The sequence below is a fragment of the Streptomyces sp. NPDC102278 genome (genome assembly GCF_044766345.1).
Lineage (GTDB): Bacteria > Actinomycetota > Actinomycetes > Streptomycetales > Streptomycetaceae > Streptomyces.
Genome location: NZ_JBIWLV010000005.1, coordinates 421,652 through 446,095, shown reverse-complemented (window position 1 = coordinate 446,095; position 24,444 = coordinate 421,652). Strand labels below are relative to the sequence as shown.

The window sequence follows — 24,444 nt, the reverse complement described above, 5'->3', positions numbered from 1 at the left end:
CCGGCTCGGCTCGGGGATCGGCTCGGCTCGGGGATCGGCTCGGCTCGGTGTCCGGCTCGGCTCGGTGAACGGCGTGCGGTGACCGGCGGGTGTCGGCGCCGTGCGGTGGGAGTCGTGTCGGGCGGGCCTCGTGGAGGCGGTCAACCGGTTCCTTCGAACGGCCACTCGCTCGATCGGGTGAGGATCAGCACGGCGATTCGCCGGATCCTCCCCGGATGAGTGGATGGCGGTGAGAGGGGGCCGGTGCGCCGGCGCCCGTGTGCCACGCTGGATCGGTGTACCGGTTGAGTGTGCCGTGCGGGGGCTTCCGCAATGAACGTTGACGGGCGAGACGAGTCATTCGGCGGCGCCGGGGGCGAGGTCGAGGCGGGCGGCTTGCCCGCCCGCCAGGTGCCCGCGCAGCGTGATCCGGGTGGCCGGCACGTCGGCTCGGAAGCCGAGGATGGTGAACTGCCGCCGTCGGACACGGACTTGCTTACCCGGATGCGCGGGGGTGACGACGGCTCGTACGAGGAGTTGTTCCGTCGGCACGCGGATTCCGTACGGCGCTACGCGCGCACCTGCTGCCGGGACGCGCACACCGCCGACGACCTGACCGGCGAGGTGTTCGCACGGACCCTTCAGGCGGTGCGGGGAGGTGCGGGGCCGGACCATTCGGTGCGGGCCTATCTGCTGACCACCGTGCGGCGGGTCGCTGCCTCGTGGGCGAAGACCGCCAAACGGGAGCATCTGGTCGAGGACTTCGCGGTGTTCGCGGAGCAGGCGGCCGCGGGGGCGGAGGGTGGCTCCGGGCTCTCCGGTGACGACACCCTGGAGTGGGGCGCGGACGTCCGGGCGATGCACGAGGCCGAACGGTCCCTGGCGATGCGTGCCTTCCGGAGCCTGCCCGAGCGGTGGCAGGCCGTGTTGTGGCACACGACCGTCGAGGAGGCCTCGCCGAGTGCGATCGCCCCGCTGTTCGGGCTGAGTCCCAACGCGACGGCGGTGCTGGCGAGTCGGGCTCGCGAGGGGCTCAAGCAGGCCTACCTCCAGGCGCACGTGAGTTCGGCGCTGGTCGAGGGCGGGGACTGCGCGCGGTACGCGGACCGGCTGGGCGCGTATGCCCGGGGCGGGCTGCGGGTGCGGGCGGAGCGGGGGCTGCGGGGGCACCTGGAGGAGTGCGTCAAGTGCCGGCTCGCCGCCGGGGAGCTCAAGGACGTCAACGCGGGGATTCCCGCGCTGTTGCCGGTGGCGGTCATCGGGTGGTTCGCCGCCGGGTATGCGGTGAAGGCGGCCGGGGTGGTGGCCGGTGGGGCCGTGGCCGCCGGTGGCGCGGGGGCTGCCGCCGCCGCGGTCGGCGGATCCTCGGCGGGTGCCGGGGCGGGGGCGGGTGCCGCCGCGGGTGCGGGGGGTGGGGCTTCGGCCGGGGCCGGGGGCGCGGTGGTGTCCGAGGGGCTGGGGTTGCCGGCCAAGGCCGCCATTGCCGCCGGGATCGCGGTCGCGGCGGCCGCCGGGGTGGTGTTCGCGCTGGCCGGGGACGATTCCGCGCCGCGGCCCCGGGCGGAGGCGGTGCCGGGTGTGGTGGCGCCGGTGGTGCCCGCTCCCGCCCCGCCCGCGCCGGAGCCTCGGTCGCCGGGGACGAAGGCGCCGGTGGCGCGGGTTCCCGTACCGCCTCGGCGCCCTGTCGCGCCCGCACCCGCGCCGGCGCCGAGTCGGGCGCCTTCGGCCAGGCCGTCGGTGTCGAAGGCGGCCGTCGTGCGACCGGCGCCGAAGCCCCCGCCCGTCCGGACGCCGTCGAAGTCGCCGACGCCGGCGGCGCCCGCCCCGGCGCAGGGGTTCGCCTTGGCCCGGCTGGGGCACTCCGCGTACGGGAAGCACACCGGACCGGAGCTGCGGACCTGGGCCGGGAGTTGGGTGTGGCAGCGCTGGGGGCTGGAGGTCGGTGGGCGCCGGTTCTCACAGGGCATCACCGTCGACTCCCGTTCCTCGGTGGAGATCGGCCTCAACCGGCGGTGCGAGAGCTTCACCGCGCGGGCCGGGGTGGACGGGCTGGCGCTGCTGACCGATGCCGAGGTCCGGTTCTCGGTGTACGGCGACGGGCGGCGGCTGTGGCGGTCCGGCGCCCTGGGGTACGGCGACGCGCCCGCCCGGGTCGAGGTGTCGTTGGCCGGACACACGACGTTGCGCCTGGTGGTGGAGCGGGTCGGGCCGGGGCGGCTGCCGGCGTTGGCGAGCTGGGCCGACGCGGTGATCAGCTGCTCTTGAGCAGGGCCGCGACCTCGGGCGGGGTCAGTTCGGCGCCCGCCGCCTCCTCATCCGCGGAGCGGGCGGGGCCGAGGAGGGCGCGGGCGCGTTCCGGGAACCCGTCGAGGAACGCCTCCTCGGGCACCGAGCGGGGGTGTCCCGAGCGCCACGCGGTGGCCGCCGCGAGGACCCGCAGGGCTTCGCCGGGCCGGTCGGTGGCGGCCAGCAGTCCGGCCGCGGTCTCGGCGAGAGCGGCCAGGACCCGTTCCGCGCAGTGGGTGGAGATCGCGTCGGCGAAAGCCGGCCCGACGCCGGCGAGCGCGGCTCGCGGGCCCTGGTCGTGGGCGACGAGGAGGGCTTCGATGTTGTCTAGGCCCGCGATGAACTGCGGGGGGACGCCGGCTCCCTTGGATTCGGCCCGGGCCACGGCGTACTCGGCGCGGGCCTTGGCGAAGTCGCCACGGTAGAGGGCGATCATCGAGGCGAGCAGGCGCGCGAAGGCACGTACGTCGTACACCCCTCCGTACTTGCGCGATTCCCGGTCCGACTCGGCCAGGAGCCGTTCGGCGCCTTCCATGTCCCCGGAGCAGTAGGCGGTCTCCGCGATGCGGGCGATGGCGAAGGGCGCCTCGATGTGGGCCCCCACCTCGCGGGCGAGGCGCAGGCACTCCTCGTACTCGATGCGGGCCCAGTCGTACTGGCCGCGGGACAGGGCGACCTCGCCGGCGGCGCTCGACACCTGCGCCCGCGTCCAGCGGTCGCCGACGCGGTGGGCGATCTCGTGGAGTTCGACGAGGTCGGCGTCGACGGTGTGCAGGCCGCCGGTCATGTCGATGGCGACGTGGGTGCGGAGCATGAGGATGACACCGAGTTCCCAGTCCCCGCCGTGCCGGCGGCAGTTCTCGACGGCCTCGTCGAGGTCGGTGTGGAAGTCGAGGAGGTCGCCGGTGAGGAGGGCGGTCGTGGGCCACAGTATGCCGGGGAAGGCGTTGGTCTCCGGGGAGCCGTGGCGGAAGGTTTCCTTGATGCGGCGGGCGAGTGCCCGGTACTCGGGGGTGCGGAACTCCTCGGCCTCGCTGGATTCCGAGCGCAGGAACATGTGGAGCACCTGGAGGCGCAGCCGGGTCAGGTACGCGGGTGAGCCCTCGGGCGGTTCGGTCGGGGTGAGGGCGAGGGCCCGGGCGGTCCACTGGGCGCCTTCGACGCGGTAGTTGCGCAGCCACCAGAACCAGCCCAGGGCGAAGACCAGGCGTTGGGCGGTGTCGGCGTCGCCGTCCCGCACGGCCAGGTCGAGGGCCGCTCGGAGGTTGTCCAACTCGGTCTCGACGCGCCGGATCCAGGGCAGTTGGGCGGCCGTGCGCAGCAGGGGTTCGGCTTCCTCCGCGAGGGCGAGGAAGTGCGCGGCGTGGCGCAGGGCGGTCGTGCGGGCCCGCGCCGGCTCGACGGCGGCGCGGGCGATGGCGTACTCGTGGATGGTTTCGAGCATCCGGTACCGCATGCCGTCGGGGGTGGGTTCGGCCAGGACGAGGGACTTGTCGACGAGCGAGCCGAGGACGTCGGCCACGTCGAGGGCGGGTTCCGCGCAGACGGCCTCGGCGGCGGTCAGGTCGCAGCCGCCGGTGAAGACGGCGAGCCGACGCAGGACGGCGCGTTCGGGTTCGGTGAGCAGGTCCCAGGACCAGTCCACGACCGCCCGCAGCGTCTGTTGGCGGGGCAGGAGCGTGCGGGATCCGCCGGTCAGGAGCCGGAACCGGTCGTCGAGGCGGTCGGCGATCTGCCGCGGGGTCAGCAGCCTCAACCGGGCGGCGGCGAGCTCGATGGCGAGCGGAAGGCCGTCGAGGCGGGCGCAGATCTCGGTCACCGCCGCCGGGTCGTCGTCCGGGGTGAACCCCGGCTGGGCGGCCGCCGCCCGGTCGGCGAACAGTCGGTGCGCGGGGTCGGGCGGCAGGGGCTCCACGGGGCGCAGCACCTCGCCGGGGACGCCGAGGGGTTCGCGGCTGGTGGCCAGGACGCGGATGCCGGGGCAGTGGGTGAGGAGCCGGTCGGCGAGGTGGGCGGCGGCGCCGATGACGTGTTCGCAGTTGTCGAGGACGAGGAGCAGGCTGCGGTGGGCGCAGTGGTCGATGAGGAGGGTGGTGGGGTCCTCGGCCGGGGTCTTCTCGCGGGCGACCAGGCCGTTCTCGCGCAGGCCGAGGGCGCTGAGTACGGCGCCGGGTACGGCCGCGGGGTGGTCGAGGCGGGCGAGTTCGACGAGCCAGCCCGGTTCGGGGTGGGCGGCGGCGGCGTGTTCGGCGAGGCGGGTCTTCCCGGAGCCGCCGGGGCCGATGAGGGTGACGAGGCGGTGCCGGGTCAGGTCGCCGTGCAGGGCCGCCAGGTCGGGCTCGCGGCCCACGAAGGAGGTGAGGCGGGGGCGGAGGTTGCCGCGCGGGGCCTCCGGCGGTTCGGGGGCTGTGGGGGGTTCGGAGGGTTCGGGACGTGCGGCGGGTTCGGGGGGTGGTCGCAGGAGTTCCGCGTGCAGGGCGCGCAGGGCGGGCCCGGGATCGGTGCCCAGGTTCTCGACGAGGGTGCGGCGGGTGCGCTCGTACGCGGCGAGGGCGTCGGCGGGACGGCCGGCGGCGCGCAGGGCGCGGAGCTGCAGCACGCGCAGGGGTTCGTCGTACGGGTGCTCGTGGATCAGCGCGTCCAGCTCGGGCAGCAGGGACGCCGGATCCGTGGCGCCGGCCCGGAGTTCGGCCTCGACCCGGCCGCGCCGCGCGGCCGTACGGAGGGCCTCCGGGGCGGCGGCGAGGGCGGAACGGGCGGGCTCGGGGAGGTCGGCGAGGGCGGCGCCGCGCCAGAGGGCGAGGGCGGAGCGGAGGGTCGCGGCGGCGGTGGCGGGGGGCGTCGCGGCGTGGGCGTCGAGCTGTCGGGCGCCTTCGCGGGCGAGCCGGGTGAACCGGTGGAGGTCCACGTCCTCGCGGGTCGCGGCGAGGCGGTAGCCGCCGGTGGGGTCGGCGAGGACGCGGTCGCGCGCGCCGAGGGCGCGGCGCAGGCGGGACACGAGCGCCTGGAGGGCGGCGGGCGCGTCCTGGGGCGGGTCGTCGCCCCACACCTCGTGGACGAGGTCCGCCACGGTGACGGCGGCCGGGGAGCCGGCGCGGAGCGCGAGGGAGGCGAGGAGGGCGCGGAGGCGGGCGCCGCCGATGGGGAGGGGGGCGTGGGAGTCGTCGCGGGCCTCGGTGGGGCCGAGGATGAGGTACTGCACCGGGCAATTCTGCCTTTCCCCTGGCCGGGGTGGGGGGGAATTGTGGCGGGGGCGGGGGCCTCCCGGGGGGTGGCGTGTGCGGTGTGCGGTGTGCTGCCGTGTGCTGCCGCGTTGTGCCACGTGCCGCCGTGTTGCTGCCGGCCCCGGCTGCGCCGGGCGCCTCAAACGCCGGCGGGGCTGGATGGGGCGGCCGTGCCGGTCGGGCGCGGGGCGGGGCTGGGTGGGGCGCGGTGCGGGTGGGGCGCCCATGGAGCGGTGGAGCCGGATGGGGCGGGATGGGCGGGCGGTGCCGGTCGGGCGTGGGGCGGAAGGGCCGGGGGAGGTCAGGAGAGGGCCGGGCGGCGGTGGGGGATGCCTGTGGGGACGGCGCGGCGGCGGGGGGCGGTGGTTCCGGTCCAGCAGGTGCCGCGGCGGGCGAGGAGGCGGTGCAGCCACAGTTCCATGGAGACGAGTTCGGCGAGTCCGTCCAGCGGCACCGGGCGGCCGTCGGCCGCGTCGAGCAGGGCCTGGCGTACGACGCGGGCCTCGATCAGGCCCGCATCCGCCAGCAGGGGGGTGGCGAAGAGGGCGAGCAGGTCGGGGAGGGCGGCGCGCAGGCCGAGGCGGGTCGCGGTCTCGTTGGGGGCGTGGGCGGTGACGCCCCAGCCGGGCGGGAGTTCGCGTACTCCGGCGGAGGACAGGACGCTGCGCAGGATCGTGGCGCGGGCGCCGGGTTGGACGCGCAGGGACTCGGGGAGGGCGCGGGCGGCCCGTACGACCTGGTTGTCGAGGAACGGGGCGTGCAGGCGTTGGCTGCGTACCTCGACGGCCTGCTCGAAGACCCGGTGGTCGGCGGCGTGTCGGGCGAGGACGGCGCGGGCGCGGGCCTCGCCGGGGCGCAGGGACAGGGGTGGGCGTCCCGCGGCGGCGGTGAGTCGGATCGAGACCTCGGCGAGGGCTTCGCCGGTGAGCCAGCCCGCGGCGGGGCCGGGTCGGGACCAGGTCAGGGCGGCGAGGGAGGCGTCGACGGGGGTGAGCGCGCCGGCCGGGGGCGCGCCGTCGCGCAGGCGGGCGGCGGCGGCTTCCATGCCCGCGCGGTAGGGGGTGCGGGCGAGGCGGCGGGCGGCGGAGTAGACGGTGAGGGGGACGAACAGGGACTCGCCGGCGGCCGAGCGGGCGAGCGCGGCGACGGGGCGCAGGAGGTGGCGTCTGCGGCGGTCCATCAGGAGGTCGGCGAGGCGGGCGGGGTGGGCGTCGAGGACCTGGCGGGCTCCGTGGCCGGTGAAGTGGTCGGCGGAGCCGGCGGCGAGTCTGCGTCGTTCGCGGGCGGCGAAGACGAGGGAGGGGCCGGGTTCGTCGGTGAGCGGGCCGTCGAGTTCGGCGTACGGGAGGGCTTCCTCGGCGGCGGCCACGACGACGTGGTGCAGGCGGGGGTCGGCGGCGATGGCGTGGGCGCGTTCCAGTTCGCCCTCGCGGCCCTGCGGGGTGGCGAGGTCGTTGAAGGTGACGGCGAGGAGGCGTTCGCCGGACTGCCGCAGGACGCTGCCGGGGGCGCCGGGGAGGCCGGCGGCGAGGAGGGCCAGGGTCGCGGAGGCGCTGCCGCCGGAGAGGTCGGCGCCGACGCCGGGTGCGGGGGCGCCGCGGGCGGCGCGGCGGTCCGCGGGTCCCATTCCGGGCACGGGGCCGGGGTCGGGCAGCAGTGTGTCGGGGGCATGCCGGGGCGCCGTGAGCCGGGCGCGCACCGCGTCGACCAATGCTTCGCGCACGCCCTCCACGGCGCGCTCGGGGTCGGCCTCGGGCGCGGCGACGGCGAGGGAGGCCACCGATTCGTAGCCGGTGATCTCGCGGGATCCCTCGCGCAGGATCAGGGTGTGGCCGGGCGGGATGCGGCGAACGCCGACGTACGGTGTGCCGTCGCCCAGTGCCTCGGGGCTGTCGGGGCAGGCCAGGAGGGCGGCGAGGTGGCCGATGTCGAGCTGCGCCTCGATGAGGTCGGCGAGCGGGAGGGCGGCGGTGGCGTACGCGGTGCCGCCCGCCCAGGGCGTGTAGAAGACGGGGCGGGCGCCGGCGAGGTCGCCGAGGACGGTGATGCGGCGGCCGGCCTGGACGACGGCGGTGTAGCTGCCGGACCACTGCGTGAGGTGGCGCAGGGCGCCGCCGCGGGCGGCGTACAGGGCGCGGCGCAGTTCGGCGTCGGTGGCTCCGCAGCAGCCGAGGACGGCGAGCCGGGTGAAGGGGTCGCTGGGGTCGGCGGTGACGGTGCGGATCTCGTCGGGGCGCCAGTCGCCGACGGCCCAGAGGGGGTCGGGGTCGCCCCACAGGAGTTGGGCTCCGACGGGTTGGACGGTGCGTTCGGCGTCCTGGGCGGCGGGGTCGTCGGGGTGGGCCGCGTCGGCGATGCCGCCGTGCGGGGGGTCCGCGTAGGCGGTTCCGTACGGGGGGCCGTCGGCGCCGGGTCGGTGGGAGGCTCCGTACGCGGAACCGGAAACGCCCTGGCCGGAGACGCGTCCGGCCGTGCCGAAGCTCGCGGCGATACTGCTCCACCCGACCAACCAGCGCACGCCGCCGCCTCCCCAGCCTGTGGGCACATGACCGGGGCACGTACAGCGTGGTCGGCGTGCGGGCGCGACCGTACGGGCCCCGGGTGGCTCGGGGTCCATGCTGCCACGAGACAGGCGTGCGAGAGGGGTTAAGGGGGGCGCACATGCAAACGAACACGCCCCCGCCACGCGGTATTTGGCGTTCCGTGCCCGGCGTCCCATAGGTCGGTTTCGGCCATTCTTCGGCCGTACTGGTTCCCCTCGCCGCGCCGGCTCCCCGGGGCGCGGCCCGGGAGGCGGGATCCACCCCCCGAACCGTTCCGCCACCCGCGGGGATTGAGGCAGCGGCGTCCCCCGGCCCACCCGATCCACGCGGCGGGCCGACCCACGCACCGCACATCGAATCGCCGGGCCCCGGGAGCAGCCAGAGCGCACGGCCGGGCGCACGGCCACACGGACGGAGCACGCGCTGACACGTGCGCCCCGGGTGTGGGCCCCACCCCGACTGTGCGTACGGACAACAATCCCGCCATACGGAAGTGGAGGCCTTAACGCTTGGGAGGCGGGGAACTACGCTGGGTTTACGAAATGCCGGGCGCCTATGCCCCGGCGGCGTCTGCGTTCCGCGTGTGACGAGGGGTGGCGCATGTCCAGGGAGCTCCGCGAGCCCAATGAGAAGCTCGGCGCCGTCCTCGCCCTCGCGGGCATCAGCAACGCGGGGCTGGCCCGGCGGGTGAACGACCTCGGCGCGCAGCGCGGCCTGACGCTTCGGTACGACAAGACGTCGGTGGCCCGTTGGGTGTCCAAGGGGATGGTGCCGCAGGGCGCCGCCCCGCATCTGATCGCCGCCGCGATCGGGGCGAAACTGGGGCGGCCGGTACCGCTGCACGAGATCGGACTGGCGGACGCCGACCCCGCGCCGGAGGTCGGCCTGGCCTTCCCGCGCGACGTGGGGGCGGCGGTGCGGTCGGCCACGGACCTGTACCGGCTCGACCTCGCGGGCCGGCGGGGCGGTGGCGGGATCTGGCAGTCGCTGGCCGGTTCCTTCGCCGTGTCCGCGTACGCGACGCCCGCTTCGCGCTGGCTGATATCCCCCGCCGACAGTTCCGTGGCGCGCGAGCCGGGGGGCGGTCCGGGCGAGTCGCAGCCGCGGGAGCTCCCGACGGAGGGGGCCCGGGCCGCCGGGCCGGGTGCGGCGCCGGACGGGCCCACCGCGCCCCCGTCGTCCGCACCGCCCACGCCGTCCACCTCGTCCGCCGGGAGCGGACTGTCCGTGGCGTCCGCACCGCCCCCGCCGCCCACGTCGTCCGCCCCGTCCGATGTGGTCCCGCGGATCCCGGAGACCCCGCGCGTGGCGTCCACCCCGCGCACCGCGCACGCCCCGCGCGAACCGGGCGGTGCGACGAAGGGCGCCGCGGCGCTGTCGGAGGCCGTCCCGCAGCGCGTGGGCCACAGCGATGTCACCAAGCTGCGCGAGGCCGCCGAGGACGCGCGCCGCTGGGACTCCAAGTACGGCGGCGGGGACTGGCGTTCCTCGATGGTGCCGGAGTGCCTGCGGGTGGACGCGGCGCCCCTGCTGCTCGGCTCGTACACCGACGAGGTGGGGCGCGCGCTGTTCGGCGCCACCGCCGAACTGACCCGGCTGGCCGGCTGGATGGCGTTCGACACCGGTCAGCAGGAGGCGGCCCAGCGCTACTACATCCAGGCCCTGAGGCTCGCCCGGGCGGCCGCCGACGTGCCCCTCGGCGGGTACGTGCTGGCCTCGATGTCCCTCCAGGCGACCTACCGGGACTTCCCGGACGAGGGCGTGGACCTGGCCCAGGCCGCCGTCGAGCGCAACCGCGGCCTCGCGACCTCCCGCACCATGAGCTTCTTCCGCCTCGTCGAGGCCCGGGCGCACGCGAAGGCCGGCGATCCGGTGGCCGCCGGGGCGGCGCTGCGGGCGGCCGAGGGATGGCTGGAGCGGGCCCGGGAGGGCGACGCGGATCCGACCTGGCTGGGTTTCTACTCGTACGACCGTTTCGCGGCGGATGCGGCGGAATGTTACCGAGACCTCAAACTCCCCCGGCAGGTCCGCCGCTTCACCGAGCAGGCGCTGTCGCGACCGACCGAGGAGTACGTGCGCTCGCACGGCCTGCGCCTGGTGGTGAGCGCGGTCGCGGAGCTGGAGTCGGGCAACCTCGACGCGGCGTGTGCGGCCGGTACCCGGGCAGTAGAGGTCGCGGGACGGATCTCCTCCGCGCGGACGAACGAGTACGTACGGGACCTGCTGCACCGGCTGGAACCGTACGGGGACGAACCGCGCGTCGTGGAGCTGCGCGAACGGGCACGACCGCTGCTGGTCGCCCCCGCGTAGCCGCGTTGTCGGTGGCGGGGTGCAGTATGCAGGGGTGGGAGGTGTCAGCGTGGGCGGCGGCGTGGACTGCGATGTGCTGGTGATCGGTGGCGGAATCGTCGGCCTGTCGACAGCGCATGCCTTGTCGCGGCTGGCCCCGGGTACCCGGGTGGTCGTCCTGGAGAAGGAGCCCGGCCCGGCCCGACACCAGACCGGCCGCAACAGCGGTGTGATCCACAGCGGCATCTACTACCGGCCGGGCTCGCTGAAGGCGCGGTTCGCGGTCGGCGGGGCCGCCGAGATGGTCAAGTTCTGCGTGGAACACGGGATCGCGCACGAGGTGACGGGCAAGCTGATCGTCGCCACGGAGCGGTCCGAGCTGCCGCGGCTGCACGCGCTGGTCCAGCGGGGTCGGGAGAACGGCATCCCCGTACGGGAACTGGGCCCGTCCCAGATCTCGGAGTACGAGCCGGAGGTGCGCGGGCTGGCCGCGATCCATGTCGCCACGACCGGGATCGTGGACTACGGGCGGGTCGCGGCGCAGCTGGCGGAGTCCTCCGGGGCGGAGATCGTCTACGGCGGCGCGGTCGACCTGATCTCGCGACGCCCGGGCGGGGTCGCGGTGCGCACCACGTCGGGCACGGTGGTGCGGGCGCGGGTGCTGGTGAACTGTGCCGGGCTGCAGTGCGACCGGATCGCGCGGCTCGCCGGTGACGACCCGGGGATGCGGATCGTGCCTTTCCGGGGCGAGTACTACGACCTGGCGCGGCCGTCGCTGGTCCGGGGGCTGGTCTACCCGGTGCCGGACCCCGCGTTCCCCTTCCTCGGGGTGCACCTGACCCGGGGCATCGGCGGCGGGGTCCACGTCGGCCCGAACGCGGTGCCGGCGCTCGCCCGGGAGGGGTACGGGTGGGGCGTGGTCCGGCCGCGGGACCTCGCCGACGAGCTCGCCTGGCCGGGGTCCTGGCGGATGGCCGCGCGGCACTGGCGCTACGGGGCGGGCGAGATCCGGCGGTCGCTGTCGAGACGGGCGTTCACCGAGGCGGTGCGGCGGCTGCTGCCGGCGGTGTCGGCCTCCGACCTGGTTCCGGCGCCGGCCGGCGTGCGGGCGCAGGCCGTCCTGCGGGACGGGACCCTCGTGGACGACTTCCTGATCCGGGAGGCCCCGCGCACCGTGCACGTCCTCAACGCGCCGTCGCCGGCCGCGACCGCGTCGCTCCCGATCGGGCGCGAGGTGGCCCGGCGCGCCCTGGCCACGCTGCGCACGGCCTGACCGGTGCCCGACGGGCCTGGCCGGCCCGACCTGCCTGACGCGCCCGACTGCCTGACGCGCCCGACCTGTCCGCCGGGCCCGACCGGCCGGATGACCCGACCGGCCGGATGACCCGCCGGACCCGGGGTCCCGGCGGGCCCGAGGTCCCGGCGGGCCCGAGGTCCCGGCGGGCCGGGGGCGGGCGGCGGGGAGGGCCGGGTCGTAGAATCGGCGCATTGTGTCTGAGTCCACGAATCCCCAGTCGCCGAGCGCCCCCGAGGGCGGCGCCACGTACACGCCTCCCAAGTGGCGCACCGAGCCCCGCTTCCCGGACGGGCCCGCGCCCGACCCGGCGGGCTCGCACCACGAGCGCCGGATCCGCAGCTTCCAGCCGCGCCGCAGCCGGGTGACCACCGGGCAGGGCGAGGCCTTGAAGCGGCTCTGGGGCACCTGGGGGTTGGACATCGACGGGCACGAGGTCCTCGACCTCAAGGCGATGTTCGACGGGCTGCCGGTCGTCCTGGAGATCGGCTTCGGGATGGGCGAGGCGACCGCGCAGATGGCCGCCGCCGACCCCGGCACCGGGATCCTCGCCGCCGACGTGCACACCCCCGGCCAGGGCAACCTGCTCGCGCTCGCCGAGCGGGGCGGCATGACCAACGTCCGCGTCGCCAACGGTGACGCGATCATCCTGCTCCGCGAGATGCTGCCGCCCGATTCCCTCGCCGGTTTGCGCGTGTACTTCCCGGACCCCTGGCCCAAGGCCCGCCACCACAAGCGGCGCCTGATCCAGCCCGAGTTCCTCGATCTGGCCGCCACCCGCCTGGCGCCCGGCGCGGTGCTGCACTGCGCGACGGACTGGGAGCCGTACGCCGAGCAGATGCTGGAAGTCCTCACCGCGCACCCGCGGTTCGAGAACACCCAGGCCGACGGCGGCTACGCGCCCCGCCCCGACTTCCGTCCGCTCACCCGCTTCGAGGGCCAGGGTCTCGACAAGGGGCACCTCGTACACGACTTGCTCTTCCGTCGCTCGGAGAACTGACAACGTCACTCCGTGTGTCAGAGCCGCTCGCTAGGGTGATGGCGTGTACCGAGCGCTCGCGGGTGTGCTCGCACGTCCGTCGGGCCGGGCCCGTGCGTGCGTGCTCGTCGTGCTGCTCGCCGTGCCCGGGGTCGCGATCCTCGAACTCGTGCGGGAGCAGACGGGCACGCCCGGTTTCTTCGTGGGGCTCGGTCTCGCCCTGCTGCCGGTACCACCGCTCATGGCGGCCTTCCGGTGGTCGGCTCGGGCCGCGCCCGGGCCGTGGCGGCAGTCGCTGTTCTGCTTCGGCTGGGGGGCCTGTACCGCCGCGCTGATCGCCATACTGGCCAACAGTTTCGCCACCCAGTGGATCGCGGCGGCCACCGCCGACCCCACCGATGCCGATCAGCTCGGCTCGGTGGCCATCGCCCCGGTCGTCGAGGAGAGCGCCAAGGCGGCCGCGCTGGTGCTGGTGCTCGTCCTGCGAAGACGCCGTCTCGCCGGGCCGGCGGACGGCTTCGTGCTGGCCGGGTTCACCGCCACGGGCTTCGCCTTCACCGAGAACATCCTGTATCTGGGCAACGCCTTCGACGAGGACCTGTCCAGTGGCGCCGGCGTGCTCGACTCCCTCACGGCGGCGACCTTCTTCGTACGGGTCGTCCTGTCGCCCTTCGCGCACCCGCTGTTCACGGTGCTCACCGGGCTCGGTCTCGGCGCCGGACTGTTGCGCTCCCGCCGGTCGGCGCGGATCGGGCTGCCGCTGCTCGGACTGGCCTCCGCGATCGCGCTGCACGCGCTGTGGAACAGCTCGTCGGAGTTCGGGGAGCACGGGTTCTACGTGGTCTACGGCTGCGTGATGGTCCCGGCGTTCGGGCTGCTGCTGTGGCTCACCGTGCGCACCCGGCGCCGACTGCTGCGGGCCGTCGCCGCCGAACTCGCGGTGTACGCCGCCGCCGGCTGGCTCGGTCGGGCGGAGGTACCGGCCCTGGCGTCGATGCCCGCCCGGTCGCTGGCCCGCGCCCTGGCCCGGCGCACCGGTGGCCGCGCGGCCGGCCGGACCGTCGCCCGGTACCAGGCGGACGCGGCCGCGCTCGCCCTGCTGCGCCACCGCGCCCGGCGCGGCGGACCGGTCCGGGAACCGGATTTCGCCCAGCGGGAGCGGGAGTTGCTCGGGGAGATGTGGTTGCGCCGGGCCACGGCCGCGCCCGCTCTCGCGCGGGCGGCGGTGATGGAGGAACTGCTCCCGCCGTGGTTCGACCCCGTTCCGGCCGCCGGCCGGGCGACGCTGACCGCGGTACCGGCACCCAGGCGCGCGGATGAGAGACGGCCCGCGGCCGACGTCGGGCGCTGAGTCCCGCGCAGCCCCGGGGGCCTTCGGTGGCCGGGGCCCGGGGCCCCTCGGGCCGGGTCAGACGTTGAGGCCCTTGGAGTTCAGCCACGCGAGCGGGTCCAGCGTGGAGCCGCCCTCGCGGACCTCCAGGTGGAGGTGGGCGCCGGTGACGTTGCCGGTGGCGCCGACGCGGCCGATGGTGTCGCCCGCGCCCACGGCCCCGGAGGTCACCGACATCGAGGACAGGTGGCAGTACCAGATCTCGGTGCCGTCATCGAGCTGGAGCACGATCCGGTAGCCGTACGCCCCGGAATAGCCGGCCGAGGTGATCTTCCCGCTGCCCACGGCCTTGACCGGGGTGCCGGTCGGGGCCGCGAAGTCGAGGCCCGTGTGGTGGCCGGAGGACCACATGGAGCCGGAGTCGCCGTAGTGCGAGGTGAGCGTGTAGGCGGAGGTCGGCAGGACGAAGTTGCCGGACGCCCTCGCCGGGCGTTCCGCCGCGGCCTTGGCCGCGGCGGCGGCTTCGGCGGCCACCTTCTCGGCCGCCGCCCGGGCCTCCTCGGCCTTCGCGGCCTGCTCCGCCTTCTCGGCGGCCGCCTTCTCGGCCGCCTCCCGTTGGGCCTTGGCCTCCTGGGCGGCGGTTTCCTGCGCGGCGCGCTCGGCGTCCGCCCTGAGTCGGGCGTCGTCGTCGTGCGCCCGCGTCTCGGCCTGGAGCAGCAGGCGGTTCAGCAGGGCCTCGCCGGCGTCGGCCTGGCCCGGGGACCGTTCCCCTCCGCCGACCTGTTGCGGGATGCTCGCGGTCCGCGCGTCCCGCACGATCTCGTCCGCGGCGCCGGAGGCGTGGTCGTCGTCGCCCATCAGGTCGGGGAACGAGGGCATGGTGATGGCCACTTGGGGGCGGTCCTGCGCGGTGGCTATGCCGCCCGCGCCGACGGCGGCGATGACGCCGACACCGAGCACGGTCGAGCTGCGGGCCAGTCCGCCGCGCGGCTTGAGGACGCGGTGCTTGCCGCGGAGCGGTCGGGCCGAGTCCTCGGTCGGGTTCCACTCGCCCCAGGCGCCCGCCGTGGGCGTCTCCTGGATGTCGACGCCGTCGTGGGCAGGCGAGTTGGAGGCCACGGGGGCACACTCCTCAAAGCAGGGGAACGCGCGCGGCGCCGTCTCTTGCGACGGCTGGGACGACCGCGCTGCGTTATCGAACGGTAATAGACGCGGGGGAGTGATTCCAAGCTGTTGCGATTGATCGTTAACGCCAATCGGCCACTGTCTGAACAGCCTTGGCCTGGACATTTACCCTGATAGTGATCAACCCGGGCAAAAATCAGCGGGTACCCTCACCACTTCAGCCACAGTGGCAAAGTGACGATCCGTCAACTGTTTAACGGGGTGCTCCGGTTCGCGCACGCACCGTCACGTCGGGTCCTCCCGGCTGACCACCGGCACCGTCCGGCGACGCTCCGGCTGCCCCCGCGCCGGGCGGCCGACCGCCAGCAGCGCCATGTCGTCCGTCGCCCCGCCGCCCGTGTACCGGCGCACGTCACTGTTGAGCGCGCTGAGCAGTTCCTCCGGCCCGGGGAAGACCCTCCCCCGCAGCCGGCCCGCCGGGTCGTAGAACCTCCCGGCGGCGTCCCGTGCCTCCGACAGCCCGTCCGTGTACAGCAGCAGCGTGCCGCCCCGGGGAAACGGCCACTCGTCGACCCGGTCGGGCGGGGCCGCCCCCAGGCCCATGCCCAGCGGCAGTGCCCGCACGGCCGGTGCGAGCACCACCAGTTCCCCGTCGGGATGCAGCAGCAACGGCTCGGGGTGGCCCCGGTTGACGAGCCTGAGCACCGCCGAACCCTTGGGGACCTCGCCGAGCACGCACGTCGTGAACCCCTCCACCGCGTCCAGGCTGTCGCGCCGGGTCCCCTCCCGGGCCAGCGCGCGTTCCAGCCGCTGTGCGAGCGCCCCCAGCGTCGGCTCGTACTCCGCCGCCTCCCGGAAGGCCCCCAGCACCACCGCGACCGCCTCCACCGCGCCCAGCCCCTTGCCGCGCACGTCACCGACCACCAGCCGCACCCCGTACGGCGTCTCCTGGACGGCGTACAGGTCCCCGCCGATGAAGGCGTCCGCCTGCGCGGCCTCGTACGAGGCCGCGACGTGCAGCCCCCCGATCCGATCCGCGGGCGTCGGCAGCACGGCCCGCTGGGCGGCCTCGGCGATCCCGCGCGCCGAGGCGAGTTCCTTGCCGCTGCGCAGCACGACGCGGTTGATCAGGAGCGCCAGCCCGGCGACGGTGACCACGGTCGCCAGCTCGGTCATCGACTCGGCCCGCCAACTGGTGCCGTTGTGGAGGTGCAGGACGACGACCGCGAGGGAGGCGGCCAGACCCGTCAGGAACGTCGTGCGCAAGGAGAACAGCGGGGCCGCGATCAGCGGGGCCGCAGAGAAGAAGGGGGAACCGGTGAAGCTCGGCGGTGTCAGCAGGTCGAAGACGAACCCCAGGACGATCAGGATCGCCGGCAACACCCGGACCACCAGCCGGGACACCCGTCCGCCACCGGTCGCGCGTCCGTCGTCGCCCTGCCGGCCCAGCCCCACCACGCTGTCTCCTGCCGCCCGGTCCCTCGCACGGGTGCGGGCCACCGCCGCATCGCCCCTCAAGGCTGGCGTCGGCGGTGTCGGCGGGCGACCCGGCCGGGGCCGTACGGGTGACCAAGGCGCGAGCGGGGCGTGGAAGCGAGCGGGGGGCGGGAACGACGAAGGCCCGGTCCCCCTGAGGGGACCGGGCCTTCGTACTGAGTAGCGGGGGCAGGATTTGAACCTACGACCTCTGGGTTATGAGCCCAGCGAGCTACCGAGCTGCTCCACCCCGCGTCGGTAAACACAACTCTACGTCATGTGGGGGACAGTCCCCGCCAATTAACCCCCCGAGGACCTCACGGAACATCATCACCGCAGGTCAGCGGCCCTAAGAACGGATTCGGGACGGCCGACTGAGGCCCTCGCGCGGGCCCGCCCCGCCGGTGACGGGCGCGCGCCACGCCGACCGGACGGCCCCTCACGGGGGCCCGGAGCCCGGCGAATCCGCGGCGTCCGCGCGCGATCGCGGGGCTCCGACCATCGGTGGCGGGAAACCGCCGGGGCGCTCCGGTCGATACCCGATCGGCCTCGCGCCCCTCTGCGGCTATGCTCTGGGGTGAGCACGCCGAGGGCCATTAGCTCAATTGGCAGAGCAGCGGACTTTTAATCCGTTGGTTGTCGGTTCGAGTCCGACATGGCCTACAGCTCGCGGTCCGGGGCCTCGCCCCCGACCTGGCACAGGGCGCCCCGTCTGGTTTCGGCCAGGCGGGGCGCTCCGTCGTTTCCGGGTGCCTCCGGGCGCAGTTGGCGCGTTCCGATGCCGAACCATCCGCCCCCGGGCCGGGGGGGGCCGGGGGCGTGGCGCGCGGCCCTGTACGGCTCTGTACGGCCCTGCACGCCCCCCGCGGCACCCCTCTCACGCGAACGGGCTCGGCCCCCACCGCACCGGAGTGCCGTGGGGGCCGAGCCCGTGTCAGTTGACGCTCAGACGTCAGCCGTTGCGCTTCCAGCGCGGCTTGTCGTCACGACGGCCACCGAAGGAACCGGTCGACCCGGTCGAACCGGAGCCGGAGGGGCGGTTGTCGTCACGACGGCCGTAGGGGCGGTCGCCGGCGCCACCGGAGCGGAAGCCACCGGACGGACGGTCACCGCCGGAGCGGAAGCCACCGGACGGACGGTCGCCACCGGAGCGGAAGCCGCCACGGTCGCCACCGCGGTCGTCACGGTTGAAACCACCGGTCGGACGGTCGTCGCGACGGAAGCCGCCACGGTCACCGCCGCGGTCGTCACGGTTGAAACCACCGGTCGGACGGTCGTCGCGACGGAAGCCGCCACCACGGTTGTCGTCACGACGGTCGCCACCGGAACGGAAGCCACCGGAGGGACGGTCGTCGCGACGGAAGCCGCCACGGTCGCCACCGCGGTCGTCACGGTTGAAACCACCGGAGGGACGGTCGTCGCGACGGAAGCCGCCACCACGGTTGTCGTCACGACGGTCGCCACCGGAACGGAAGCCACCGGACGGACGGTCGCCACCGGAGCGGAAGCCGCCACCGCGGTTGTCGTCACGACGGTCGCCACCGGAGCGGAAACCGCCACGGTCGCCACCGCGGTCACCGCGGTCGTCGCGACGGTTGTCACGGCGCTCGAAGTTGCCGCGGTCGTCACGACGCTCGAAGGTGCGCTCCTGGACGACGGGCTCGGCCACGGCGGCCGCGACCTCGGCCTCGGCGGCCTCGACCACCTCGGCGACAGCGGCGTCCGGGTCCTCGCCACGCTCGCGGGCGGAGCGGGCGACGAGGCGGTCGGCCTCCTCGCGCAGCTCGCCGGCGCGGCGGGTCAGGCGCTCCAGCTGCTTGGTGAGGTCGGCGACCTCACGCTCGGCCTGCTTGGCGGCGTTGTTCGCGGAGTCGGCCTGAACCTGCGTCAGCGAACGCGCGCCGGTGATCTCGGCGACCTCGGGGTCGAAGGCGCCGACGCCCTGGACGATGTGGCGCGAGGCGTCGACGCCCGCGTCCTCCATCAGGCGGAAGATCTGGCGACGCTGGTGCGGAAGCGCCAGCGACACGACGACACCGGACTTGCCGGCGCGGGCGGTGCGGCCCGAGCGGTGCAGGTAGTCCTTGTGGTCGCCGGCCGGGTCCACGTTCAGGACCAGGTCGATGCCGTCGACGTGGATGCCGCGGGCGGCGACGTCGGTGGCGACGAGCGCGTTGACGTAGCCGTCCTTGAAGTCGGCGAGGACGCGGGTACGGGCGCCCTGCGTCATGCCGCCGTGCAGCGCGTCGGCCTTCACGCCGGCCTCGATGAGCTGCTCGGCGATGCGGTCGGCGCCCAGCTGGGTGCGGACGAAGATGATCGTGCGGCCCTTGCGGGCGGCGATCGCGGCCGTGACGGGCGCCTTGTCCTTCGGCTTCACGACGAGGACGTGGTGGGTCATGGTCGTGACGTTGCCCTGCGCGCTGTCGACCTCGTGCGTGACGGGGTTCGTCAGGTAGCGCTTGACCAGGGTGCCGATCTCGTTCTCCATGGTGGCGGAGAAGAGCATGCGCTGGCCGCCGCCGGGGATCTGGTCGAGCAGCTCGGTGACCTCGGGCAGGAAGCCCAGGTCGGCCATCTGGTCGGCCTCGTCGAGGACCGCGACCTGGACGTTCGCCAGGGAGCAGGCGCCGCGGTTGATGATGTCGCGCAGCCGGCCGGGGGTGGCGACGAGGACGTCGACACCGCGCTCCAGAGCGAAGATCTGGTTGCTCATGGAGGTACCGCCGCAGACGACCTTCATCTTGAGGCCGAGCACGTCGCCGTAGGGCTGGAGGGCGTCCGCGACCTGCATCGCGAGCTCACGCGTCGGCGTGAGGATGATCGCGCGGGGCTTCTTCTTCTCGGTGTGACCGCCGGCCAGGGAGGCCAGGGTCGGCAGACCGAAGGAGAGGGTCTTGCCGGAGCCGGTGCGGCCTCGGCCGAGGATGTCCTTGCCGGCCAGGGCGTCCGGGATGGTCGCGGCCTGGATCGGGAAGGGGCTCGTGACACCGTTCTGGGCGAGCTTGCGGACGATGCCGTCCGGCAGACCGAGGTCGCTGAAGGTGATGGTGGGTTCGGCGTCGGCCTCGTCGGCCTCGTCGATGGACTGGTCGGTCACCTCGGCCTCAAGAGCCTCGATGATCTCGTTCGCCTCAGCGGCCTCGATGGCCTCGGTGACCGCAAGGGTCTCGGCGGTGACGATCTCGTTCGAGTCGTTCTCGGGCATGACGGTGCGGTCAGAACTGGAAATGGACATGCGAAATGCGAAACCTTCCGGAGTCTCGGCACGCGCCCAAACTCCGTGAATCGCAAATCGACCGCCTCAATGCGGTCAGCCACGGCTAGGGAGTACGCGCCACACGGCGCTCTTCGGATTCGGCGCCGGGCAATGGGATCAAACGATCTATAACCATACGCACCCTCCTGGGGGTCTGGCAAGTCGTTCCCCCCAAGAGGCCTCTGACCTGCGAAGATCCCCGGAGGACAGAGCCGGACAACCGCCGACGAACCTCCCCGATACGACTACCCGACGACCGGCGGACTGGGCTCCGGTTGAGGCGGCGTGGGCTCCGGGGTGGGCTCCGTCACAGGCGGTTCGGGAGTGGGTTCCACCACAGGCGGAGTGGGATTCGACCCTCCGGATCCGCCGGCGGCAGCGCCCCCGCCGGAACCCGACCCCGAGCCCGAGCCCGTACCGGCGGAACCCGAACCACCGGAACCGGCGGCGCCACCGGCGGCGGAGCCTCCGCCCGTCGCCGGCCGCGGCCCCTGGCCGCCCGCACCGCCACCCGGTCCGGCCGACGGCGAGGGAGCGCCCGGCTTGGCGGGGGCTCCCGGACTGGGCGAGGCCCCGGTCGCGCCGGAGGCCTTGCCGGGCTCGCCGGCCTTGCCGTCCGGGGTGGTCCCCGTACCGTCCTTCCCGCCGTGGCCGTTGCCGTGGACGCCGGAGCCCCGCCCGGAGACGGTGCCCCCGGCGGAGGTGGCGGCGTCCTTGGCGCCCGCCGACGCGGAGGGGCCGGGTTTCGCGGCGTCCTCGCCGACGCTCATGCAGCCTGCCGATGCCGCCAGCGCGAGCGCGGTGACGGCCAGTCGGAGGGAAGCGGACAACTGGCGCACGGGGTGGCACCTCCGGGACGGGAAGCTGCGGGGCGTTCCGCATGAGCGGGTCAATGTGCCCAACTCCCCGTGCCCCGTAAGAGACACGCCCTCAGCCGAAGAGCCGGCCGGCCACCTGCGAGCCCAGACGCACGGCGCCCAGCCCCACCAGCACCGACGCCAGGACGTTCGCCGCGGCCAGGAACCGGGCCCCACGCTCGACGAGTCGCAGGGTCTCGTACGAGAACGTCGAGTACGTGCTGAGCGCCCCGCACAGCCCGGTGCCGAGCAGCAGGCCGACCCGCGAGGAGGCCGCCCCGGCCAGCACCGCCCCGGTCAGCGCCCCCAACACCAGGCAGGCGGCTGTGTTCACCACGAAAGTGCCCCAGGGGAAGAGCGAGTCGTGGCGGCCGCGCACGGCCCGGTCCGTCAGGTACCGCAGCGGCGCCCCGACCATCGCGCCGGCCACCACCAGCAGCCAGTTCACGTCCGCCCCCCGTCGCGCAGCGCCGCCCGGGTCACCGCCGCCCCGGCCCAGACCGCCGCCAGTGCGGCGACCACCGTCAGCCCGGCGTACGTCAGCGCGATCGCCGGCAGGCCCTCGTCGAGCAGCCCGGAGAACTCCAGCGCGTAGGTGGAGAAGGTGGTGAACCCGCCGAGCACGCCGACACCCAGGAAGGGCCGCAGGAGCGGATGCGGCGAGGTGCGGCCCTCCTCGGCGACGGCCGCCATCAGCACGCCGATCAGCGAGCAGCCCACGACGTTGACCCCGAAGGTGTCCCAGGGAAAGGCTCCGGGGGCCGTCGGCCACAGCAGGGCCGCCCCGTACCGTGCCGAGGCGCCGATCGCGCCGCCGACCGCGATGGCCGCGAGCACCCGCGCCCGCGGTTCGACGGCCTCACCCGGCCGTGCGGGGGGATCGGCGTCGGGGTCGATCGACGCGGCGTCCTCGCCGCCACCGGTCACCGGCTCACCCGTAGCCCAGGGCGTGCAGCCGCTCGTCGTCGATCCCGAAGTGGTGGGCGATCTCGTGGACCACGGTGACCTCCGTCTCCGCGACCACGCTCTCCCGGTCCTCGCACATCCGCAACGTGGGGTTGCGGTAGATCGTGATCCTGTCGGGCAGCACCCCGGCGTACCACTCGCCGCGGTCGGTGAGCGGGGTCCCCTCGTAGAGCCCGAGGAGCTCCGGATCGTCTGCGGGCGGCTCGTCCTCGACGAAGACCGCCACGTTGTCCATCAGCCGCGTGAGCTCCGGCGGAATCCGGTCCAAGGCCTCTGCGACGAGCTCTTCGAACTCCTCGCGCGTCATCTCCAGCACCCCGTCATTGTCGCTCCGGGGGAAACCGTTTTGGCGATACCTCCCCGGATCCCATATGCTTCTCACGTCCCCGACGCGCTGCAAAGTGCCCGGCGGGCCTTTAGCCCTCATCGTCTAGTGGCCCAGGACGCCGCCCTTTCAAGGCGGTAGCACGGGTTCGAATCCCGTTGGGGGTACGCAAAACCGTGTGCGAGACTTGTCTCGCACATTGCAAGGACCTGTGGAGCAGTTGGTTAGCTCGCCACCCTGTCAAGGTGGAGGTCGCGGGTTCAAGTCCCGTCAGGTTCGCTGAAGCTCGTAAGAGTTTCGTGGCTGGGTAGCTCAGTTGGTACGAGCGATCGCCTGAAAAGCGATAGGTCGCCGGTTCGACCCCGGCCCCAGCCACAAGAAAGAAGGCCCCGTCCTCGGACGGGGCCTTCTTGCGTCAGTCCTCCTTCACGACCTCCAGGTCCTTCACGTCCTCCGCGCCCTCCGCTTCCTTCCCGCTCCGGACCGTGCGGCGCCACTGCGTGAGGGCGACCGCCCCCGCGGCGGCGACGACCAGCCCGAGCAGCGCCCCGTCCGGTACCGCGTCGGCGATCGAGCGGACCCGCTGTTCCACCGCGAACGAGTCGTCCACGTCCAGCAGTCCGGGCAGCGCGCTCGCCCCGTCGTAGATCAGGAACAGCGCGCCCAGGGTGATGAAGAACAGCCCCGACAGCACCGAGGTGGTGTGCAGCCCGAGCCGGCCCACCCGGATGGTCCGGCCGCGCAGCCAGCGCTTGCGGCCCAGCTCGAAGCGCTCCCACAGCAGGGCCAACAGGAACAGCGGCGCGGCCATCCCGAGGGCGTAGACGGCCAGCAGCAGGCCGCCGTAGACCGGGCTGCCGCTGACGGCGGCCACGGTCAGCACGCTGCCGAGGATCGGGCCGGCGCAGAAGCCGGCCAGGCCGTAGACCGCGCCGAGCGCGTACACCGACAACGCGGTGGTCGGCCGGATCCGTCCGGAGATCTCCGCGATCCGCCGGGAGGCGAAGCCCAGGCCCAGGATCTGCGCGATCCCGAGCGCGATGATCAGCCAGCCGCCGACCAGGACGAGGGTCTCGCGGTTGCCGTGGAAGAACCGGCCCGCGTACGAGCCGGCCGCGCCCAGCGGTACGAGGGTGCTCGCGAGGCCCGCGTAGAAGATCCCGGTGCGGGCCAGCAGCCGGGACGTGGAGTCGATCGAGTACGCGAAGAAGGCGGGCAGCAGCAGCGCGCTGCACGGGCTGAGCAGCGCGAGGAGGCCGCCCAGCAGGGCGGCCAGGTATCCGATGTCGGTCACTTCTTCGCCGCCGCCTCGGCCCGGGCGATGGCCGCCTCGAAGGCGTCCAGGGGCTGCGCGCCGGCCAGGGGCTGCCCGTTGACCAGGAAGGAGGGGGTGGAGGTGACGCCGATGCGGTAGCCCTCCTGCTGGTCCGCGCGCAGCGCCGCGGCGGCCTCCTCGCCGGCCATGTCCCGCTTGAAGCGCTCCAGGTCGGGCACCCCGGCATCGCGGGCCAGCTCGACCAGTCGGGCCTCGCCGAAGCCCTTCTCCTTGGCTCCCTCGGCGTAGGCGGCCGCGTGGAACCGCTCGAAGCGGTCCTGTCGGCCCGCCGCCCAGGCGGCCTTGGCGGCGGCCTCGGACTCCGCGCCGAAGATCGGGAAGTTGCGCCACTCGATGCGCAGGGCGCCGGCCTCCACGTACTTCTTCACCAGTTCGGGTTCGGTGTCCCGGGCGAACTTGCCGCAGTAGCCGCACTTGAAGTCGGAGTACTCGATCAGTACGACGGGCGCGTCGGCGCGGCCGACGGCGAGTTTGTCGCCGGCGTCGCGGCGGGCGAGCCCCAGCAGTTCGGGATCGGCCTGCGGGGCGGGGCGGGCGGAGGCGGAGGAGGCGTCGCCGCCCGGCCGCTCCGCGGGTGCGGTGGCCTGCCAGGAGACCACGCCGAGGGTGACGGCGGCGATCGCGACCCCGGCCGCGATCAGCAGGTGCCGGTGCGGGGACGGCTTGCCGGAGGAAGAGGAGGAAGAAGGGGAGGGGGAAGGGGACATGCGGGTGCTCCAGGGCTGCGGGATGCGGGTGCGGGTGGACGGGCGGGCGGACCGGCGGAAACGGCCGGTCCTCCTAGACCCGCATCACCGACAGCTCCACGGGGCCCGGCGTCGGCCGGTCGGGCCCGCGTACGAGGATCCGTACGGGCATCGTCCGGCAGCCCGCCGGCTGCTCCGCCGCGACCCGGGCGGCCGGGGCGCAGTGCTGCGGGTCGCCGCAGCGGGGCGGCACCGCGGGGATCCTGCCGTGGTCCCCGCCACCGGGAGCGCAGGTCGGCCCCTGCCCGGCACCCACCGAGGCGGCGGGCGGGGTCGTGGCGGGCGGCACGGAGGTGACCGCCGGCGCGAAGGGGGTCGCCGCGGCGACGGCCTTCGCGGGGCCGCCCCGGGCCGCCGTCTGTGGGACCCCGGCGAGCAGCACCGCGAGGAGGCCGCCCAGCAGGCACCACACTCCCCGGGCGCGGAACAT

General features: G+C 74.6%; 16 protein-coding genes, 5 tRNA genes, 1 pseudogene and 1 CRISPR repeat array. Of the genes and pseudogenes, 9 read left to right on the top strand and 13 right to left on the bottom strand.

The window, feature by feature from the left end:
• Positions 1-312 precede the first annotated feature (312 nt).
• On the top strand, positions 313-2,244 hold the full coding sequence (locus tag ACIRO3_RS16750; RefSeq protein WP_404137138.1) for a sigma-70 family RNA polymerase sigma factor: 1,932 nt from the start codon (positions 313-315) through the stop codon (positions 2,242-2,244).
• Here the strand turns inward: ACIRO3_RS16750 and ACIRO3_RS16745 are convergent.
• Both ACIRO3_RS16745 and ACIRO3_RS16740 read right to left on the bottom strand, forming a co-directional pair.
• Positions 2,231-5,467, bottom strand: a complete 3,237-nt coding sequence (locus ACIRO3_RS16745) for a BTAD domain-containing putative transcriptional regulator (protein WP_404137136.1) — start codon at positions 5,465-5,467, stop codon at positions 2,231-2,233. The genes ACIRO3_RS16750 and ACIRO3_RS16745 overlap by 14 nt on opposite strands.
• Before the next feature lie 323 nt (positions 5,468-5,790).
• Entirely contained in the window at positions 5,791-8,007 is a 2,217-nt protein-coding gene (locus ACIRO3_RS16740) for an asparagine synthase-related protein (RefSeq protein WP_404137133.1), read from the bottom strand.
• Positions 8,008-8,632: 625 nt separating this feature from the next.
• On the opposite strand from ACIRO3_RS16740, the gene ACIRO3_RS16735 reads away from it, so the two are divergent.
• From ACIRO3_RS16735 to ACIRO3_RS16720, 4 genes are all read left to right on the top strand, one after another.
• Positions 8,633-10,342: a sporulation protein gene (locus ACIRO3_RS16735; protein WP_404137130.1), complete on the top strand. Its 1,710-nt coding sequence runs from the start codon at positions 8,633-8,635 to the stop codon at positions 10,340-10,342.
• 19 nt (positions 10,343-10,361) lie between these two features.
• Positions 10,362-11,594 carry an L-2-hydroxyglutarate oxidase gene (gene lhgO / locus ACIRO3_RS16730; RefSeq protein ID WP_404137127.1) on the top strand — a complete coding sequence of 411 codons (1,233 nt, stop codon included), beginning with the start codon at positions 10,362-10,364 and terminating at the stop codon, positions 11,592-11,594.
• Between the two features lie 217 nt (positions 11,595-11,811).
• Positions 11,812-12,615 (top strand): tRNA (guanosine(46)-N7)-methyltransferase TrmB, encoded by an 804-nt coding sequence (trmB, locus tag ACIRO3_RS16725; RefSeq protein WP_361783815.1) that lies wholly within the window; start codon positions 11,812-11,814, stop codon positions 12,613-12,615.
• Positions 12,616-12,658: 43 nt separating this feature from the next.
• Positions 12,659-13,945 carry a PrsW family intramembrane metalloprotease gene (locus ACIRO3_RS16720; protein ID WP_404137124.1) on the top strand — a complete coding sequence of 429 codons (1,287 nt, stop codon included), beginning with the start codon at positions 12,659-12,661 and terminating at the stop codon, positions 13,943-13,945.
• A gap of 57 nt (positions 13,946-14,002) precedes the next feature.
• On the opposite strand, the gene ACIRO3_RS16715 is transcribed toward ACIRO3_RS16720, so the two are convergent.
• The 3 genes from ACIRO3_RS16715 to ACIRO3_RS16705 form a co-directional block, all read right to left on the bottom strand.
• A complete protein-coding gene (locus ACIRO3_RS16715) occupies positions 14,003-15,043 on the bottom strand; it encodes a M23 family metallopeptidase (protein WP_404137121.1) in 1,041 nt (346 codons plus the stop codon).
• Positions 15,044-15,334: 291 nt separating this feature from the next.
• The gene (locus tag ACIRO3_RS16710; protein ID WP_404137119.1) at positions 15,335-16,549 is read right to left on the bottom strand and encodes a PP2C family protein-serine/threonine phosphatase; all 1,215 of its coding nucleotides are present in this window, start codon (positions 16,547-16,549) and stop codon (positions 15,335-15,337) included.
• 157 nt (positions 16,550-16,706) lie between these two features.
• Positions 16,707-16,780: transfer RNA gene (locus ACIRO3_RS16705), tRNA-Met, on the bottom strand.
• Between the two features lie 335 nt (positions 16,781-17,115).
• Between ACIRO3_RS16705 and ACIRO3_RS16700 the strand changes: the two genes are divergently transcribed.
• Positions 17,116-17,188, top strand: a tRNA-Lys gene (locus ACIRO3_RS16700).
• Between the two features lie 539 nt (positions 17,189-17,727).
• Positions 17,728-18,040: a CRISPR direct-repeat array (repeat unit 28 nt; unit sequence GGACGGTCGTCGCGACGGAAGCCGCCAC).
• Between the two features lie 589 nt (positions 18,041-18,629).
• Here ACIRO3_RS16700 and ACIRO3_RS16695 read toward each other — a convergent pair.
• The 5 genes and pseudogenes from ACIRO3_RS16695 to ACIRO3_RS16675 all read right to left on the bottom strand — a co-directional run.
• A pseudogene (locus tag ACIRO3_RS16695) lies at positions 18,630-19,733 on the bottom strand (DEAD/DEAH box helicase); the annotation flags it as partial.
• A gap of 296 nt (positions 19,734-20,029) precedes the next feature.
• Positions 20,030-20,623 carry a hypothetical protein gene (locus ACIRO3_RS16690; RefSeq protein ID WP_404137116.1) on the bottom strand — a complete coding sequence of 198 codons (594 nt, stop codon included), beginning with the start codon at positions 20,621-20,623 and terminating at the stop codon, positions 20,030-20,032.
• A 91-nt stretch (positions 20,624-20,714) separates the two neighbouring features.
• Positions 20,715-21,089: a fluoride efflux transporter FluC gene (locus ACIRO3_RS16685; RefSeq protein ID WP_404137113.1), complete on the bottom strand. Its 375-nt coding sequence runs from the start codon at positions 21,087-21,089 to the stop codon at positions 20,715-20,717.
• Positions 21,086-21,568, bottom strand: coding sequence for a fluoride efflux transporter FluC (locus ACIRO3_RS16680; protein ID WP_404137110.1), 483 nt, complete (start codon positions 21,566-21,568; stop codon positions 21,086-21,088). Before ACIRO3_RS16680 ends, ACIRO3_RS16685 begins: the two co-directional genes overlap by 4 nt.
• A gap of 4 nt (positions 21,569-21,572) precedes the next feature.
• On the bottom strand, positions 21,573-21,923 hold the full coding sequence (locus ACIRO3_RS16675; protein ID WP_030012899.1) for a metallopeptidase family protein: 351 nt from the start codon (positions 21,921-21,923) through the stop codon (positions 21,573-21,575).
• A 103-nt stretch (positions 21,924-22,026) separates the two neighbouring features.
• Between ACIRO3_RS16675 and ACIRO3_RS16670 the strand changes: the two genes are divergently transcribed.
• The 3 genes from ACIRO3_RS16670 to ACIRO3_RS16660 all read left to right on the top strand — a co-directional run bounded on the left by ACIRO3_RS16670 (position 22,027) and on the right by ACIRO3_RS16660 (position 22,307).
• Positions 22,027-22,099, top strand: a tRNA-Glu gene (locus ACIRO3_RS16670).
• Positions 22,100-22,137: 38 nt separating this feature from the next.
• Positions 22,138-22,211 (top strand) — tRNA-Asp (locus ACIRO3_RS16665).
• Between the two features lie 22 nt (positions 22,212-22,233).
• Positions 22,234-22,307, top strand: a tRNA-Phe gene (locus tag ACIRO3_RS16660).
• A 40-nt stretch (positions 22,308-22,347) separates the two neighbouring features.
• Here ACIRO3_RS16660 and ACIRO3_RS16655 read toward each other — a convergent pair.
• The 3 genes from ACIRO3_RS16655 to ACIRO3_RS16645 all read right to left on the bottom strand — a co-directional run bounded on the left by ACIRO3_RS16655 (position 22,348) and on the right by ACIRO3_RS16645 (position 24,444).
• Positions 22,348-23,226, bottom strand: coding sequence for a cytochrome c biogenesis CcdA family protein (locus ACIRO3_RS16655; RefSeq protein WP_404137107.1), 879 nt, complete (start codon positions 23,224-23,226; stop codon positions 22,348-22,350).
• The gene (locus ACIRO3_RS16650) at positions 23,223-23,975 is read right to left on the bottom strand and encodes a DsbA family protein (protein ID WP_404137104.1); all 753 of its coding nucleotides are present in this window, start codon (positions 23,973-23,975) and stop codon (positions 23,223-23,225) included. Before ACIRO3_RS16650 ends, ACIRO3_RS16655 begins: the two co-directional genes overlap by 4 nt.
• 73 nt (positions 23,976-24,048) lie before the next feature.
• A complete protein-coding gene (locus ACIRO3_RS16645; RefSeq protein ID WP_404137101.1) occupies positions 24,049-24,444 on the bottom strand; it encodes a hypothetical protein in 396 nt (131 codons plus the stop codon).